Genomic DNA, 18,105 nt, shown 5'->3' with positions numbered 1-18,105 from the left:
GTGGCCGCGCTGACCGACGGCTCGGGCGTGCCCCCGGTCGTCGTCCTCGAAGCAGGGCGCGCCGACATGGCGGACGGTACGGACGACGACGCGGCGCTGGCCCTGACGGGCCGCGTGCTGGAGATCGTCCAGGCGTGGCTGGCCAGCCCCAAACTGGAGGCGGCCCAGTTGGTCGTCGTCACCCGGGGTGCGGTGCCCGCCGACGGTGAGCGGACGGTGACCGACCCGGCCGGGGCCGCCGTATGGGGCCTGGTCCGGGTGGCTCAGGCGGAGAACCCCGACCGGATCGTCCTGCTCGACACGGACACCCCCGCAGGCGTTGATGTCGAGCCGGTGCTTGCCGCCGTACTGGCCACCGCGGAACCCCAGGTGGCCGTGCGCGGCGCCCGCCTGTTCGCGCCGAGACTCGCCCGCGCGACCGCCCCCACGGTCGCTGACGCGGGTTTCGATGCGGATGGGTCGGTGCTGGTCACGGGGGGCACCGGTGTGCTGGGTGCGCTGGTGGCGCGGCATCTGGTGGTGCGGCATGGGGTGCGGCATCTGGTGCTGGCCAGTCGGCGGGGATCGGATGCGGCGGGTGCCGCGGAGCTGGTGGCGGAGCTGTCCGGTCTGGGTGCGGAGTCGGTGTCGGTGGTGGCGGCCGACGTGTCGGACCGTGGGCAGGTGGCGCAGTTGCTGGGTGGGGTGGCGGCGGAGCGTCCGCTCTCGGGTGTGGTGCACACGGCTGGTGTGCTGGACGACGGGGTGATCGGTGCCCTGACCCCTGAACGCCTGGCAGGTGTGTTCGCACCCAAGGTGAGCGCGGTCGCGCACCTGGACGAGTTGACGCGTGAACTCGTTCCCGCACTGGGCACGTTCATCGTGTTTTCGTCGGCGGCGGGTGTGTTCGGTTCGGCGGGTCAGGGTAACTACGCGGCGGCGAACGCCTATCTGGACGCGGTGGTGCAGCGGCGCCGGTCCGCGGGCCTGTCCGGTGTGTCGCTGGCGTGGGGCCTGTGGGAGCAGGCCACCGGAATGACCGCCCACCTCGACACCGCCGACCAGGCCCGGATGGGCCGCAGCCGTAGCCAGACTCTCGCGTCCGACGAGGGCCTGGACCTGTTCGACGCCGCCCTGCGCACCGGCGAGACCCTGCTGGTCCCGATCAAGCTGGACCTGCGGGCGATGCGCGCCGACGCCGCCGCCGGGCGCGGCGTGCAACCCCTGCTACGGGGCTTGGTCAAGGAGCCGCGGCAGGCCGCCCGAGCAGCGGCCACCGCCGGTGACGACACCGGGCACCTCGCACGCCGGCTGGCCGGGTTGGGTGCGGTGGAGCAGGAGGCGTTGCTGCTGGACCTGGTGCGCACGCACGCGGCGACCGTCCTCGGGCACGCCGGTCCGGAGGGCATCAAGCAGGACACCGCGTTCCGCGACTCCGGGTTCGACTCGCTCACCTCGGTCGAGTTGCGCAACCGGCTCCGCGACGCCACCGGCCTCAAACTGCCGGCGACCGTCGTCTTCGACCATCCCACCCCGCTCGCCCTGGTCCGTCATCTGCACGGCGAGCTGGGGGAGACGGTGTCGGAGGTGACCACCGAACCGGTCATCGCACTGGCCGACCCCGACGAGCCCATCGCGATCGTCGGCATGGCCTGCCGACTGCCCGGCGGCGTCAACAGCCCCGAGGCGCTGTGGCGGCTGGTGTCCGAGGGCCGTGATGCCATGTCCGGCTTCCCGGACGACCGCGGCTGGGACCTGGAGGGCCTGTTCGACTCCGACCCCGACAAGGCCGGCACGTCGTACGTCGACCAGGGCGGGTTCCTGCACGAGGCGGGCCTGTTCGACGCCGCCTTCTTCGGCATCTCGCCGCGTGAGGCGCTGGCGATGGACCCGCAGCAGCGACTGCTGCTGGAAACATCGTGGGAGGCGCTGGAGCGGGCCGGCCTCGACCCGACCTCCCTCAAGGGCACCGATGTCGGCGTGTTCTCCGGCCTGATGGGCCAGGGCTACGGCTCCGGCGGCGACGTGCCCGCGGAGCTGGAAGGATTCGTCACCACCGGAGCCGGCAGCAGCGTGGCCTCGGGCCGGGTGTCGTACGTCTTCGGCTTCGAGGGCCCGGCGGTCACCGTGGACACGGCGTGCTCCTCCTCCCTCGTCGCCATGCACCTGGCCGCCCAGGCCCTGCGCGGCGGCGAGTGTTCCCTCGCCCTGGCCAGCGGCGCGGCCGTCATGTCCAGCCCCGGCGCCTTCGTCCAGTTCTCGCGGCAGCGGGGCCTGGCTTCGGACGGGCGCTGCAAGTCGTACGCCGACGCCGCCGACGGCACGGGCTGGGCCGAGGGCGCGGGTGTGGTCGTACTGGAGCGGCTGTCGGAGGCGCGGCGCAAGGGTCACCGGGTGCTGGCGGTCGTCCGCGGCAGCGCCGTGAACCAGGACGGCGCGTCGAACGGTCTGACCGCACCCAACGGCCCCTCGCAGCAGCGCGTGATCCGTAAGGCGCTCGCGAACGCGGGGCTCACCCCGGCGGACGTGGACGCGGTCGAGGGCCACGGCACGGGTACCGTCCTCGGCGACCCGATCGAGGCACAGGCCCTCCTCGCCACCTACGGCCAAGGCCGTGAAGCACCGCTGTGGCTGGGCTCGTTGAAGTCCAACATCGGCCACACCCAGGCCGCCTCCGGTGTGGCCGGTGTGATCAAGATGGTGGAGGCCATGCAGCACGGTGTCCTCCCGCCGACCCTGCACGTGGACGCGCCGTCATCCCAGGTCGACTGGACCGCCGGAGCGGTGGAACTCCTCACGGAAGCACGCGACTGGCCCGACACCGGGCGCCCGCGCCGGGTCGGAGTCTCCTCGTTCGGGCTGAGCGGTACGAACGCGCACGTCATCCTGGAGCAGGCACCGGAGGAGGATGTCACCGAGCCGGCGGCCCCGGCTGACGGCGTGATCCCGGTGGTCGTCTCCGCGCGCACCGCCGGGGCCCTGGCCGGACAGGCGGGCCGCCTGGCGGAGTTCGTCCGCCGGACCGACGCACCGCCGGCGTCCGTCGCCGGTGCGCTCGTCTCCCGGCGGGCGGTCCTGCCCGAGCGGGCGGTGGTCGTCGCCGGTTCGCGTGCGGAGGCGGTGGCGGGGTTGGGTGCGTTGGCTGCGGGGGAGTCGTCTCCGGTCGTGGTGACGGGGTCGGGTGCCGGTGGGAAGACGGTGTTCGTGTTCCCGGGCCAGGGTTCCCAGCGGGTGGGTATGGGGCGGGAGTTGTATGAGCGGTTCCCGGTGTTCGCGCGGGCGTTGGACGAGGCGTGTGCGGCGTTGGACGCGCAGCTCGCGGGTGCGGTGGGGCATTCGGTGCGGGATGTGGTCTTCGGGGCGGGTGAGGGCCTGCTGGATCGGACGGTGTTCACGCAGGCGGGTCTGTTCGCGGTGGAGTCGGCGTTGTTCCGGCTCGTGGAGTCGTGGGGTGTGCGGCCGGATGTGGTGGCCGGGCATTCGATCGGCGAGGTTGTGGCCGCGCATGTCGCCGGGGTGTTGTCGCTGACGGATGCGGCGGTGCTGGTGGCTGCTCGGGGTCGGTTGATGCAGGCCCTGCCGTCGGGTGGGGCGATGGTGGCGGTGGCGGCGAGTGAGGCGGAGGTTACTGAACACCTCACTGCCGGCATCGACCTGGCGGCGGTGAACGGGCCCGCGTCGGTTGTCCTGTCGGGTGACGAGGATGCCGTCGTGGCGGTGGCGGACCGGCTGCGCGAGCAGGGCCGCCGGGTGAAACGGCTGACCGTCTCGCATGCGTTCCATTCGGCGTTGATGGAGCCGATGCTGGCCGAGTTCGGCGAGGTGTTGTCGGGGCTGGCCTGGAACGAGCCTGCCGTCCCGGTGGTGTCGAACGTGACCGGAGAGCTGGCCGAGCCGGGTCAGTTGTCCGACCCTGCTTACTGGGTGGACCACGTTCGTCGTCCGGTGCGTTTCGCCGACGGTATCGCCGCGTCGGGTGGGTCGGTGTTCCTGGAACTCGGTCCCGGCGGCGCCCTGGCCGGTGCGATCGGTGAGTGTGCGGCCGAGGACGCGGTGAGCGTTCCGGCCCTGCGGGATGACCGGGGCGAGGAGCGGACGCTTCTGCTGTCCGTCGCGGAGCTGTTCGTGCGCGGTACGAAGGTGGACTGGGCGGCGGTGCTGCCCGAGGGTGCCACCGAGGCCCACGTGGAGCTGCCCACGTACGCCTTCGACCACCAGCACTACTGGCTGCGGATGGGTCCCGCCACGGACGCGGTCGCGCTCGGCCAGAGCACGGCGGACCATCCGCTGCTGGGTGCGGTGGTCCAGTTGCCGCACTCGGACGGGCTGGTCTTCACCTCGCGACTGTCCCTGCGCACCCACCCCTGGCTCGCCGACCACGCCATCGGCGGTGCCGTCCTCGTGCCCAGTGCCGGGTTGGTCGAGCTGGCCGTGCGGGCCGGTGACGAGGTCGGCTGCGGCGCGGTGGAGCAACTGGTCATCGAGGCACCGCTGGTCGTTCCCGAGCAGGGCGGTGTCCGGGTCCAGGTCACCGTCGAGGCGCCCGACGCGGAAGGCCGCCGACCGTTGGCGATCCACTCCGTGAGGGAGGACAGCGTCGGTGACGTCGGTGCCGACGCCTGGACCCGGCACGCCACCGGTGCCCTGAGTACGGCACCCGCTTCGACGGAGACCTTCGACTTCATCGCCTGGCCCCCGCCCGGCTCCCAGCCCGAGGACCTTTCGGGCGCGGAGGAGCGGCTGCTCCGGCACGGTTACGAGTACGGTCCCATCCTCCAGGGCCTGCGGGCGGTGTGGCGGCGCGGTGACGAACTGTTCGCCGAGGTCGCGCTGCCGGACGGGCAGCGGGACGCGGCGGCCCGGTTCGGCATCCACCCGGCACTGCTGGAAGCCGCACTGCACCCGGCGCTGCTGGAGATCACGGCGACCGACGACGAGCAGGTGTGGCAGCCGCTGGAGTGGCACGGGCTGGCGTTGCACGCCGAGGGCGCCACGACGCTGCGCGTGCGGCTCCTCCGGACCGCTCCCGGCGTGCTGGCGGTCCAGACCGCCGACGAGACCGGCGAATCGGTCGTGACCGCCGAAACGGTCACACTGCGACCGCTCACCGCCGAGCAGTTGACCACAACGGCCGGTTCGGACGCGCTGTTCCGGGTGGAGTGGAGTGAGCTGCCGCCTGTGTCGGGTGTCGGTGAGGTGCCGTCGGTGACGGTGGTCGATGCCCGTACCCGTGGGGACGGTGGGGACGGTGGGGCGCCGGTGGTGCTGGTGGGTCGGGTGCTGAGGGAGGTGCAGGCGTGGCTGGCGGAGGAGGCGGGAGAGGACGGTCGGCTGGTGGTGGTCACGCGGGGTGCGGTGCCGGCGTGTGGTGACGCGGAGGTGACCGATCCGGGTGGCGCGGCCGTCTGGGGGCCTGGTCCGTGCCGCGCAGGCCGAGAACCCCGACCGGATCGTCCTCATCGACACCGAGTCCCAGGCCCAGGCCCAGGCCGAGACCCAGGCGGAGACATTCGCCATCGCCGCAGCCGATCTCGGTCCGGCCCTCGCCACCGGCGAACCCCAACTCGCCCTACGGGGCACGTCCATGTACGTGCCCCGCCTCGCCCGAGCGGTCCCCGCCCCCGCCGCGGAGCCGGTGCTCGACCCGGAAGGCACGGTCCTGATCACCGGTGGCACCGGGGCGCTGGGCGCCGAGATCGCCCGGCATCTGGTCGGGCGGCACGGCGTACGCCACCTCGTGCTGGCCGGGCGGCGCGGTGCCGACGCCGAGGGAGCGACCGCGCTCGTCGCCGAACTCGAAGAGCTGGGCGCCGCCGTTTCGGTGGCCGCGTGTGATGTCACCGACCGGGACGCGGTCGCCGCGCTCCTGACCGCCGTACCGGACGCGCATCCGCTGACCGCAGTCGTCCACGCGGCACGCGTCTTCGACGCCGGAGTGATCGGCGAGGTGGACCAGGATCGCATGGCCCGGGTCTTCGCCCCGAAGGTGACCGGGGTACGGCACCTTGACGAGCTGACCCGCGAACTGGCACCGCGACTCTCCGCGTTCGTCCTGGTGTCCTCCGCCTCCTCGGTCTTCCTGGGCGCCGGCACCGGCGGCTACGCGGCGGCGAACGCCTACCTCGACGCGGTGGCCCACCGGCGCCGGGCGGCCGGTCTGCCGGCTGTCTCGCTGGCCTGGGGACCGTGGGAGCGGACGGGTGGCCAGGACGCCGCCACCGGCGAGGCCGCCCGGAACCGGTCCGGCCGCCGTGGAGGTGTCGTGCCCCTCACGCCTCCCGAGGGCATGGAACTCCTCGACGCGGCGCTCCGGACCGGTGAGACGCTGGTGCTCCCGGTCCGGCTGGACCTACGGGCGGTGCGCGCCGATGCCGCCCTGGGCGGCGGAATCCCGGCCCTGTTGCGGGGGTTGGTGCGGACCGGCCGTAGGACCGCACGGGCCGGCGCCGGTGACTCGGGCGGACTCGCGCGCCGGCTGGCCGCGTTGTCCCCGGCCGAGCAGGAGACCTTGCTGCTGGGGCTGGTGCAGGGACAGGTGGCGACCGTCCTCGGGCACACCGGCCCGGACCAGGTGAGGGCCGAAACGGCTTTCAAGGAAGCCGGGTTCGACTCCCTCACCTCCGTCGAGCTGCGCAACCGGCTGCGCGAGGCCACCGGCCTCAAACTGCCCGCGACCGCCGTGTTCGACTACCCGACCCCGCTGGCCCTCGCCCGCTATCTGCACGACCGGCTGGCCCCGGGCGCCGACGCCGCACCGGCGACGCACCCGCTGCTCGCCGAACTCAGCAAATTGGAAGCGCTGTTGGCCGACACTGCTTCCGACGACGCCACCCGCGCCCAGGTCGCCACCCGGCTCCAGGGCCTGCTGACCACCTGGTCCACGGCGAGCGGCACGGACCAGCAAGCCGAGCAGGGCCTGGACTTCGCGTCGGACGACGAACTCTTCGACCTCATCGACACGGAGTTCGGCCATTAGCCGGCGGCCGGCCGCCCGGCACCGCCCGTAGCCCATGTCCACGCCAGCCCCGCAGTTACTGACGCCTTAGCCCCACTAGGAGCTGACCCGCAATGGCGGATGAAAGCAAGCTTCGCGACTACCTCAAGCGCGTTCTCGCCGACGCGCGCCGCTCCCAGCAACGCGTCCGTGAACTCGAGGCCGAGAAGGCGGAGCCGATCGCGATCGTGGGCATGGCATGCCGGCTGCCCGGCGGGGTGACCGGCCCCGACGACCTGTGGCGACTGGTCCGGGAAGGTGGGGACGGCGTCTCGGGGTTCCCCACCGACCGGGGCTGGGACCTGGAGGAACTGTTCGACGCCGACCCCGACAAGACGGGCAAGTCCTACGTCGACCAGGGCGGGTTCCTGCACGACGCGGCCCTCTTCGACGCGGGCCTCTTCGGGATCTCCCCGCGTGAGGCGTTGGCGATGGACCCGCAGCAGCGGCTGTTGCTGGAGATGTCGTGGGAGGCACTGGAACGGGCGGGACTGAACGCGGCCACCCTCAAGGGCTCCGACGTCGGTGTCTTCGTGGGCGTCATCAACGAGGGGTACGCGACCGGCGGCCCGGTCCCGCCGGAGCTGGAGGGCTTCACCGGGACCGGCACCACCGGGAGCGTGGCCTCGGGTCGCATCTCGTACGTCTTCGGTCTCGAGGGCCCGGCGGTGACCGTGGACACCGCCTGCTCCTCGTCCCTGGTCGCCATGCATCTGGCCGCCCAGGCGCTGCGGCGCGGTGAGTGCTCCATGGCCCTGGCCGGCGGCGCGACCGTCATGGCCGGCCCCGGCATGTTCATGCAGTTCTCGCGGCAGCGGGCGCTGGCCTCGGACGGGCGCTGCAAGTCGTACGCGGACGCCGCCGACGGCACCGGGTGGGCGGAGGGCGCCGGTGTCGTCGTCCTGGAGCGCCTGTCCGACGCCCGTCGCAACGGCCACCGGGTCCTCGCCGTCGTCCGTGCGTCCGCCGTGAACCAGGACGGCGCGTCCAACGGCCTGACCGCCCCGAACGGCCCCTCGCAGCAGCGCGTCATCCGCAAGGCGCTGGCCGACGCGGGCCTGACCTCCGCCGACGTCGACGCGGTCGAGGGCCACGGCACGGGCACCGTCCTCGGCGACCCGATCGAGGCGCAGGCCCTGCTCGCCACCTACGGCCAGGACCGCGAACAGCCCCTCTGGCTGGGCTCCCTGAAGTCCAACATCGGACACACGCAGGCCGCCGCCGGAGTCGCCGGTGTCATCAAAATGGTGCAGGCGATGCGGTACGGCGTGCTGCCGGCCACGCTGCACGTCGACACCCCCTCCTCCCAGGTCGACTGGTCGGCCGGGACCGTCGAGCTGCTGACCGAGGAACGCGACTGGCCCCGGACCGGCCGCCCCCGCCGGGCCGGCGTGTCCTCCTTCGGCGTCAGCGGCACCAACGCCCACCTGATCCTGGAGGAAGCCCCGGAGGAACCGGCCGGGGAGCTGACGGCACCGGCCGACCGGGTGGTTCCGTCCGTCGTTCCGTCGGCGGTTCCGCTGGTGGTGTCCGCGGCCACCGAGGGCGCGGTGGCGGGCCAGGCCGGGCGCCTGGCGGCGCTCGTCGCCCAGACGGACACGCCCCTCGCCGACATCGCGGGCGCGCTCGTCACCCAGCGGACCCTGTTGACCGAGCGGGCCGTGATCGTCGCGGGTTCCCGTGACGAGGCGACGACCGGCCTGGGTGCGCTGGCGAACGGGGAGAACAGTCCCGCGGTGGTGACGGGTGCGGTGGCTGCCGCCGGGCGGACGGTGCTGGTCTTCCCCGGTCAGGGTTCGCAGTGGCTGGGTATGGGGCGGGAGCTGCTTGAATCCTCGGCGGTGTTCGCCGAGCGGGTCGGGGAGTGTGCCCGGGCGTTGGAGCCGTGGGTGGACTGGGATCTGCTGGCCGTGCTGCGGGGTGAGGCCGACGCCGGTCTCGTCGCCCGCGTCGATGTCGTGCAGCCGGCGAGTTTCGCGGTGATGGTGGGGCTGGCGGCTGTGTGGGCGTCCGTGGGTGTTGTTCCGGATGCGGTGGTCGGGCATTCGCAGGGTGAGATCGCGGCCGCCTGTGTGGCGGGTGCGTTGTCGTTGGAGGATGCGGCGCGGATCGTCGCGGTGCGTAGTCAGGTGATCGCGGGGGAGCTGGCGGGCCGGGGCGGCATGGCTTCCGTGGCGCTGTCCGAGGCGGATGCCGCTGCCCGGATCGCCGCGTGGGAGGGGCGGGTCGAGGTCGCTGCCGTCAACGGTCCGTCGTCGGTGGTGATCGCCGGTGACGCCGAGGCTCTGGACGAGGCGTTGGCCGTGCTGGAGGCCGAGGGCGTGCGCGTCCGGCGCGTCGCGGTGGACTATGCGTCGCATACCCGTCATGTGGAGGCGATCGAGGGGGCGTTGGGGGAGGCGTTCGCGGAGATTCGCGGTCAGGCGCCGGTGGTGCCGTTCTTCTCGACGGTGACCGGTGGGTGGGTGCGTGAGGCGGGTGTCCTGGACGGTGGTTACTGGTACCGCAACCTGCGTGGTCAGGTGCGTTTCGGGCCGGCGATCGCCTCCTTGCTGGCTGAGGGGCATTCGGTGTTCGTGGAGTCCAGTGCGCATCCCGTGCTGGTGCAGCCGGTGAACGAGGTGGTGGACGAATCGGGGTCCGAGGCTGTTGTCGTCGTGGGTTCCCTGCGTCGTGATGAGGGTGGGCTGCGGCGGTTGTTGATGTCGCTGGCCGAGGTGTTCGTCAAGGGTGTGGCGGTCGACTGGACGGGTGTGCTGCCCGAGGGTGCCGGGGCGGCGGACGTGGAGTTGCCGACGTACGCCTTCGAGCACCGGCACTACTGGCTCAAGCCCGCTCCGGTGGCGGACGCCGCCTCCCTCGGGCAGGCCCGGGCCGACCACCCCCTGCTCGGCGCGGTCGTGGAAGTACCCGAGACGGGGGGCGTGTTGTGCACCTCACGACTGTCTCTGCGCACGCACCCCTGGCTGGCGGACCACACCGTCGGCGGAGTGACCCTCGTCCCCGCGGCGGCGCTTGTGGAGCTTGCCGTACGGGCCGGTGACGAGGTCGGCTGCGGGACCGTGGACGAACTCGACGTCGTGGCACCGCTGGTGCTGCCGGAGCAGGGCGCGGCGCGCCTCCAGGTCGCCGTCGGTGGTGTGGACGAGGACGGCTGCCGTGCGGTCACCGTGTACTCGACACGGGAGGACGCCGGCGAGGTCGGCGGCGCGGAGGCCTGGGTCCGGCACGCCACCGGCGTACTGACGGCGACGCCCAAGCCCGGGGAGACCCCGCGGGGCGACTTCGGCGCCTGGCCGCCGCCCGGCGCCCAGCGCGTCGACGTGAAGGCGCTGTACGGCGGTCTGGTCCGGCGCGGTTACGAGCATGGGTCCCTCTTCCAGGCCGTACGGGCGCTCTGGCGGCACGGTGAGGAGATCCTCGCCGAGGTCGCCGTGCATGAGGAAGAGCGTGAGGAGGCCGGCCGGTTCGGGCTCCACCCGGCGCTGTTGGACGCCGCTCTGCACCCGGCGCTGCTGGACGCGGCCCTGGCCGACGGCGGTCCGCGGGTGTGGCAGTACCTGACCTGGCGCGGGCTCGGGCTGCACGCCGTCGGGGCCACGGCCCTGCGCGTGCGGATCACGCCGCACGGCCGGGACGCCCTGGCCCTGGAAGCGGTCGACCAGGCCGGCGGGCTGGTGCTGCGGGCGGAGTCGGCGGAACTTCGGCCGCTGTCCGCCGACCAGCTTGAGGCCGCCGTGGGCACGGCGAGCGACGACTCGCTGTTCCGCGTCGACTGGACCGAATCGGCCATGGCCGACACGGTGTCCGACGAGCCGCTGTCCTGGGCCGGGGTGTGGTCCGCCGACGATGTCACCGCCCTGGCGGACAGCGCGAGCACGGCGGCGGAGGAGCTTCCCGCGCTGATCGTGCTGGACGCCATGGTGGACCAGGCACAGGACCAGGCACAGGACCAGGCACTACAGGACCAGGAACGGGCACAGGCCCAGGCCCAGGCCCAGGCGCAGGTCCGGGTCCAGGCCCAGGACCAGGGCCATGGCGACGGCGTGGGCGATCCGGCGCTGGCCCTGACGAACCGGGTGCTGGCGGCCGTGCAGGCCTGGCTGGCAACCCCCGACCTGGAGCCGACCCGGCTCGTCGTGGCCACGCGGGGCGCGGTTCCGGCCGGTGCCGACGGCGCGGTGAGCGACCCGGCGGGCGGCGCGGTCTGGGGCCTCATCCGGGCCGCCCAGTCCGAGAACCCCGACCGGATCGTGCTGCTCGACCTCGACCCGGGCCTGCGGCCCGGCACCACCCCCGGCCTGGCCGCCGACGGCACCCTCGACCGTGTTCTGCGCCGGCTGCTGTCCGACACGGAGCCCGAACTGGCCTTGCGCGGCGAGACGTTGTACATCCCCCGGCTCACCCGCGCCACCGCGGCGGCGCCCCACCGGTCCGCACCGGCGGCCAAGACGCCCGTGGAGTTGGACCCGGAGGGTACTGTCCTGATCACCGGCGGCACGGGCTCGCTCGGCGGGCTGCTGGCCCGGCACCTGGTCGCCCGGCACGGCGTACGCCATCTGGTGCTGGCCAGCAGGCGGGGCCGGGCAGCCGGAGGAGCCGCCGAGTTGGTGGCCGAGCTGACCGGGCTCGGCGCCGCCGACGTCAGGGTCGCCTCGTGTGACGTCACCGACCGCGACGCGGTCGCCGCACTGCTCGCCGAGACGCGCCGGGCCGGCCGCCCGCTGACCGGGGTCGTGCACACGGCGGGCATCGCCGACGCCGGCGTGATCGGGACCATCCGTCCCGAGCAGGTGGCGCAGGTGTTCGCGCCGAAGGTGACCGCGGTACGGCACCTGGACGAACTGACCCGCGAACTCGTACCGGAACTGGCGGCGTTCGTCGTCTTCTCCTCCGTCTCGTCCGTCTTCCTCGGCGCGGGCACCGGCAGCTACGCGGCGGCCAACGCCTTCCTGGACGCCGTGGCCCACCAGCGCCAGGCGGCGGGCTTCCCCGCCACCTCCCTCGCCTGGGGCCTGTGGGATCAGGCCACCGGCGGTATGGCGGCCGGCATGGACGACCTCACCCGCAGCCGGATGAACCGGCGAGGCGGCGTGCTCCCCATGTCGCCGGAGGAGGGCATGAACCTCTTCGACGCCGCCCTGGGCACCGGTGAGGCCCTGCTCGTCCCGGCCAGACTGGACCTGCGGCAGCTACGCACCGACGCCGGTGCCGGCCGCGCCATTCCCACGCTCCTGCGCGGCCTGGTGCGCACCGGACGGCAGACTGTGCGGGCCGCGGCCGGGGAAAGCGGCGGAGGCCTGGCGGACCGGCTGGCCGGGTTGGGTGCGGTGGAGCAGGAGGCGTTGCTGCTGGACCTGGTGCGCACGCACGCGGCGACCGTCCTCGGGCACGCCGGTCCGGAGGGCATCAAGCAGGACACCGCGTTCCGCGACTCCGGGTTCGACTCGCTCACCTCGGTCGAGTTGCGCAACCGGCTCCGCGACGCCACCGGCCTCAAACTGGCCGCCACGGTCGTCTTCGACCACCCGAACCCGCTCTCCCTCGCCCGCCACCTGCACGGCGAGCTGGGGGAGACGGTGTCGGTGCCGCCCACCGTGACGCTCAGCGCGCCCGCCGACCCGGATGAGCCGATCGCGATCGTCGGCATGGCGTGCCGGCTGCCCGGCGGTGTCGACACCCCCGACGCACTCTGGCGGCTGGTGACCGAGGGCCGGGACGCGATGTCCGGCTTCCCCGACGACCGCGGCTGGGACCTGAGCGGCTTCTTCAGCGACGACCCGGACCGGACCGGCACCTCCTATGTGAGCCAGGGGGGATTCCTCTACGACGCCGCCCTGTTCGACGCCGCCTTCTTCGGCATCTCGCCGCGTGAGGCGCTGGCGATGGACCCGCAGCAGCGGCTGCTCCTGGAAACATCGTGGGAGGCGCTGGAGCGGGCCGGCCTCGACCCGACCTCCCTCAAGGGCACCGACGTCGGCGTGTTCTCCGGCCTGATGGGCCAGGGCTACGGCACGTCGGGGCCGGTGCCGCCCGAGCTGGAGGGCTTCACCGGCACGGGAGGCATGGGCAGCGTGGCCTCAGGCCGCGTCGCCTACGTGTTCGGCTTCGAGGGGCCCGCGGTGACCGTGGACACGGCGTGCTCCTCGTCCCTCGTCGCCATCCACCTCGCGGCCCAGGCCCTGCGCAACGGCGAGTGCTCGATGGCCCTCGCCGGCGGCGCGACCGTCATGGCGACCCCGGGTACCTTCGTCGAGTTCTCGCGGCAGCGGGGCCTGGCCTCGGACGGGCGCTGTAAGTCGTACGCGGACGCCGCCGACGGCACGGGCTGGGCCGAGGGCGCGGGTGTGGTCGTACTGGAGCGGCTGTCGGAGGCACGGCGCAAGGGTCACCGGGTGCTGGCGGTCGTCCGCGGCAGCGCGGTCAACCAGGACGGCGCCTCCAACGGGCTCACGGCCCCCAACGGCCCCTCCCAGCAGCGGGTCATCCGCAGGGCGCTCGCGAACGCGGGACTGACCCCGGCGGACGTGGACGCGGTCGAGGGCCACGGCACCGGCACCGTCCTCGGCGACCCGATCGAGGCACAGGCCCTCCTCGCCACCTACGGCCAGGACCGCGAACAGCCGCTGTGGCTCGGCTCCTTGAAGTCGAACATCGGGCACACCCAGATGGCCGCGGGCGTGGCCGGCGTGATCAAGATGGTGCAGGCCATGCAACACGGCGTGCTCCCGGCCACGCTGCACGTCGACACCCCGACGTCCCAGGTCGACTGGGCGGACGGCGCAGTCGAGCTGCTGACGGAGGCCCGCGCGTGGCCGGAGGTGAGCCGGCCGCGCCGGGCGGGCGTGTCCGGGTTCGGCGTGAGCGGTACGAACGCGCACGTCATCCTGGAGCAGGCGCCGCAGGAGGATGTCACCGAGCCGGTGGTCGCTCCGGTCGACGGCATGATCCCGGTGGTCGTCTCCGCGCGCGGTGCGGGTGCTCTCACCGGGCAGGCGGGCCGGCTGGCGGAGTTCGTCCGCCGTACCGGCGCGCCGCTGACCGCCGTCGCGGGGGCGTTGGTGTCCCGGCGGGCGACGCTGTCCGAGCGCGCCGTGGTGGTCGCCGGGACACCGGAGGAAGCGGTGGCCGGACTGGAGACGCTGGCCGTGGGCGGAACCTCGCCCCTCGTGGTGACGGGCACGGACACCGGCGGCAGGTCAGTGTTCGTGTTCCCGGGCCAGGGTTCCCAGCGGGTGGGTATGGGCGCGGAGTTGTATGAGCGGTATCCGGTGTTCGCGCGGGCGTTGGACGAGGCGTGTGCGGCGTTGGACGCGCAGCTCGCGGGTGCGGTGGGGCATTCGGTGCGGGATGTGGTCTTCGGGGCGGGTGAGGGCCTGCTGGATCGGACGGTGTTCACGCAGGCGGGTCTGTTCGCGGTGGAGTCGGCGTTGTTCCGGCTCGTGGAGTCGTGGGGTGTGCGGCCGGATGTGGTGGCCGGGCATTCGATCGGCGAGGTTGTGGCCGCGCATGTCGCCGGGGTGTTGTCGCTGACGGACGCGGCGGTGCTGGTGGCTGCTCGGGGTCGGTTGATGCAGGCCCTGCCGTCGGGTGGGGCGATGGTGGCGGTGGCGGCGAGCGAGGCGGAGGTCGGTGAACACCTGGGCGCAGGTGTGGATCTTGCGGCGGTGAACGGGCCCGCGTCGGTTGTCCTGTCGGGTGACGAGGATGCCGTCGTGGCGGTGGCGGACCGGCTGCGCGAGCAGGGCCGCCGGGTGAAACGGCTGACCGTCTCGCATGCGTTCCATTCGGCGTTGATGGAGCCGATGCTGGCCGAGTTCGGCGAGGTGCTGTCGGGGCTGACCTGGAACGAGCCTGCCGTCCCGGTGGTGTCGAACGTGACCGGAGAGCTGGCCGAGCCGGGTCAGTTGTCCGACCCTGCTTACTGGGTGGATCACGTTCGTCGTCCGGTGCGTTTCGCCGACGGTATCGCCGCGTCGGGCGGGTCGGTGTTCCTGGAACTCGGTCCCGGCGGCGCCCTGGCCGGTGCGATCGGTGAGTGTGCGGCCGAGGATGCGGTGAGCGTTCCGGCCCTGCGCGACGACCGCGACGAGGCGCAGACCCTGCTCGTGGCCGTGGCCCACCTCTTCGTACGGGGTGCCGGGGTGAACTGGGCGGCCACCCTCCCGAAGGGTGCCACAGAGGCCCGCGTGGACCTGCCGACGTACGCCTTCGACCACCGCCACTTCTGGCTTCCGGCGGCTCCCGTCACCGACGCCACCGCCCTGGGCCAGGGCACGGCGGACCACCCGTTGCTGGGTGCGGTGGTGGAGGTCCCGGAGACCGGCGGGGTGCTGTTCACCTCCCGGCTGTCCCTGCGCACCCACCCCTGGCTCGCCGACCACGCCGTGGGCGGTGTGGTCCTGGTGCCCGGCACCGGGCTGGTCGAGCTGGCCGTGCGGGCCGGTGACGAGGTCGGCAGCGGAGTGCTGGACGAACTCGTCATCGAAGCACCGCTGGTCGTCCCGGAACACGGCGGTGTCCGTGTCCAGGTCGCCGTCGGCGGCCCCGACGACAGCGGACTGCGGACCGTGTCGGTCTACTCGGCGCGTGAAGACACGGTCGGCGAGATCGGCTCCGACGTCTGGACCCGGCACGCCACCGGCACCCTCATCACCACGCTCACCACCACCGGCACCGGCATGTTCGACTTCACCGCCTGGCCGCCGCTCGGCGCCGAGCAGGTCGAGGTGGACGTCGACGCCTTCTACTCCGGCCTCATCGAGCAGGGCTACACGTACGGCCCGGTGTTCCAGGGGCTGCGGGCGGTGTGGCGGCGCGGCGACGAGGTGTACGCCGAGGTCGCTCTGCCGGACGGGCAGCGCGAGGAGGCCGCGCGGTTCGGTATCCATCCCGCACTGCTGGACGCCGCCCTGCACGCCAACGGCTTCGTCGCCCCGGCCGACGCGCCCGCTCCGGGCGACGGGCCGCGCACGGTGCTGCCGTTCGCCTGGAGACGGCTGGCGCTGCACGCCTCCGGGGCCTCGGCGCTGCGCGTGCGCGTGGCACCCTCCGGACCCGACGCGGTGTCGGTGCAGGCCGCCGACGAGACCGGCGACCCGGTGCTGACGACGGAGTCGCTGGTGTTCCGCGCGGTGAGCGCGGAACAGCTACAGGCCGCCGCCGGTGCACCCGGCGCCGACGCCCTGTTCCGCGTGGAGTGGACCGACCTGCCCGCGCCCGCCCGCGCGGGCACACCGGCACCGTCGTGGGCGCGGGTGGCCAACGCCGCCGACCTCGCAGGACCGGCCGTCACGGACGCCGTACCGGAGGTCCTGGTCGTGCCGGCCGACGGACCCGGCGACGCCCTGGACCGCACCTCCCACGTGCTGGACGTCCTGCGGGCCTGGCTGGCCGACGAGCGGCTCGCGGAGTCGCGGCTCGTCGTCGTCACCCGGGGCGCGGTGCCCGCCGACGGTGAGGAGACGGTGACCGACCCGGCGGGGGCGGCCGTGTGGGGCCTCGTCCGTGCCGCCCAGGCGGAGAACCCCGACCGCATCGTCCTCATCGACACCGACGACACCGCCCACACCGGCATCTCTCCGGCCACCGACAGCACCGCCAGCCGGGAGACCGTCCACGACACCACCCAGCCGGAAGCCGACGAGTCCCTCGCCGTGCTTCTCGCCACCGCCTTGGCGGCCGGCGAACCGCAGGTCGCGCTGCGCGGTACGGCCGTCCGCGCGCCGCGGCTGGTCCGGGCCGCGCCCGTGGGCGCCGGCGCGGACGGCGCGCCCTGGGACCCGCAGGGCACCGTCCTCGTCACCGGCGGCACCGGCTCGCTCGGCGCCCTGCTGGCCCGGCACCTGGTCGAGCGGCGCGGCGTACGACACCTGCTGCTGGCCAGCCGACGCGGTCCGGACGCGGCGGGCGCCCGGGAGCTGGTGGCCGACCTGACAGCGCTCGGCGCCGCCACCGTACGCGTGGCCGCCTGCGACATCGCCGACCGGGAGGCGGTGGCGGCCCTGCTGGACTCCGTGCCGGACGACCGCCCGCTGACCGCGGTCCTGCACACCGCGGGCGTCCTGGACGACGGCGTCATCGGCACCCTGGACCGGGAACGCCTGGCCCACGTCTTCGCTCCGAAGGTCGTGGCCGTACGGCATCTGGACGAGCTGACCCGGGAACGCGCCCCGCGGCTCGCCGAGTTCGCGGTGTTCTCCTCCGCCGCCGGACTGTTCGGCTCGGCCGGCCAGGGCAACTACGCCGCGGCCAACGCCTGGCTCGACGCCGCGATGGCCCGCCGCCGGGCGGCCGGCCTTCCGGCGCGTTCGCTGGCCTGGGGGCCCTGGGAGCAGACCACCGGAATGACCACCGGCACCGAAGCCGCGGCCCGTACCCGCGGCAACCGGCGCGGTGGTGTCCTGCCGCTCACCCCGCAGGAGGGCATGGCCCTCCTCGACGCCGCCCTGGCCGGCGACGACACACTGCTCGTCCCGGTCAAGCTGGATCTCAGGGCCGTACGCGCCGAAGCGGCCACCGGCACCGGCGTACCGCCCCTGCTCCGCCAACTGGTCCGCGCAGGGCGGCAGTCGGCGCGAGCCACCGCGGGGGACGGCGGGGACGGCCTGCTGCGCCGCCTCGCCGGGCTGGACCGCGACCGGCAGGAGGCCCTGCTGCTGGACGTCGTCCGCGACCATGTGGCCGGTGTGCTCGGACACGCCGGGGCGGACGGCGTCAGCGCCGAGACGGCGTTCAAGGACGCCGGGTTCGACTCCCTCACCTCTGTGGAGCTGCGCAACCGGCTGCGCGGCGCGACCGGCGTCAACCTGTCCGCGACCGTGGTCTTCGACTACCCCACGCCACTCGCGCTCGCCCGCCATCTGCACGCCGAACTGGCCCCGGAGAGGCCCGGACACCGGCCGGCGGCGGAGGCGGACGAGGAACTGCTGCGCCACGCCCTGCTCGCCCTCCCACTCGAACGCTTCCGGGAGGCCGGGCTGCTGGACGCGCTGGTCGAACTGGCCGCCCACGAACCCGGCGCGCCCGCGCCCGGCGAACCGGACACCGCCCAGGGCGCACTGGCCGATCTGGACGTCGACGACCTCGTACAACTTGCGCTCGGTGACGGCGAATCCCTCGAAGGCTGACGC

General features: G+C 73.6%; 2 protein-coding genes and 9 pseudogenes. All 11 read left to right on the top strand.

Annotated features, from left to right (window positions below):
* Positions 1-66: 66 nt before the first annotated feature.
* Positions 67-396, top strand: a pseudogene (locus D9753_RS39645) (SpnB-like Rossmann fold domain-containing protein); the annotation flags it as partial.
* A pseudogene (locus D9753_RS39640) lies at positions 370-990 on the top strand (SDR family NAD(P)-dependent oxidoreductase); the annotation flags it as partial. The pseudogenes D9753_RS39645 and D9753_RS39640, both read left to right, overlap by 27 nt.
* Before the next feature lie 24 nt (positions 991-1,014).
* A pseudogene (locus tag D9753_RS39635) lies at positions 1,015-1,524 on the top strand (beta-ketoacyl reductase); the annotation flags it as partial.
* Positions 1,525-1,626: 102 nt separating this feature from the next.
* A pseudogene (locus tag D9753_RS39630) lies at positions 1,627-2,295 on the top strand (beta-ketoacyl synthase N-terminal-like domain-containing protein); the annotation flags it as partial.
* A 30-nt stretch (positions 2,296-2,325) separates the two neighbouring features.
* A pseudogene (locus D9753_RS39625) lies at positions 2,326-2,664 on the top strand (hypothetical protein); the annotation flags it as partial.
* Between the two features lie 12 nt (positions 2,665-2,676).
* Positions 2,677-3,069 (top strand): annotated as a pseudogene (locus D9753_RS39620) (ketoacyl-synthetase C-terminal extension domain-containing protein); the annotation flags it as partial.
* Between the two features lie 147 nt (positions 3,070-3,216).
* A pseudogene (locus D9753_RS39615) lies at positions 3,217-4,056 on the top strand (acyltransferase domain-containing protein); the annotation flags it as partial.
* A 156-nt stretch (positions 4,057-4,212) separates the two neighbouring features.
* Positions 4,213-4,500 (top strand): annotated as a pseudogene (locus tag D9753_RS39610) (polyketide synthase dehydratase domain-containing protein); the annotation flags it as partial.
* Positions 4,501-4,560: 60 nt separating this feature from the next.
* Positions 4,561-5,088, top strand: a pseudogene (locus D9753_RS39605) (polyketide synthase dehydratase domain-containing protein); the annotation flags it as partial.
* Positions 5,089-5,614: 526 nt separating this feature from the next.
* Positions 5,615-6,955, top strand: coding sequence for a type I polyketide synthase (locus tag D9753_RS37580; RefSeq protein ID WP_240468034.1), 1,341 nt, complete (start codon positions 5,615-5,617; stop codon positions 6,953-6,955).
* A 92-nt stretch (positions 6,956-7,047) separates the two neighbouring features.
* A complete protein-coding gene (locus D9753_RS37575; RefSeq protein ID WP_121785768.1) occupies positions 7,048-18,102 on the top strand; it encodes a type I polyketide synthase in 11,055 nt (3,684 codons plus the stop codon).
* Positions 18,103-18,105: the final 3 nt, after the last annotated feature.

The organism is Streptomyces dangxiongensis, from assembly GCF_003675325.1.
Lineage (GTDB): Bacteria > Actinomycetota > Actinomycetes > Streptomycetales > Streptomycetaceae > Streptomyces > Streptomyces dangxiongensis.
This window is presented reverse-complemented; position numbering and strand designations above follow the sequence as displayed.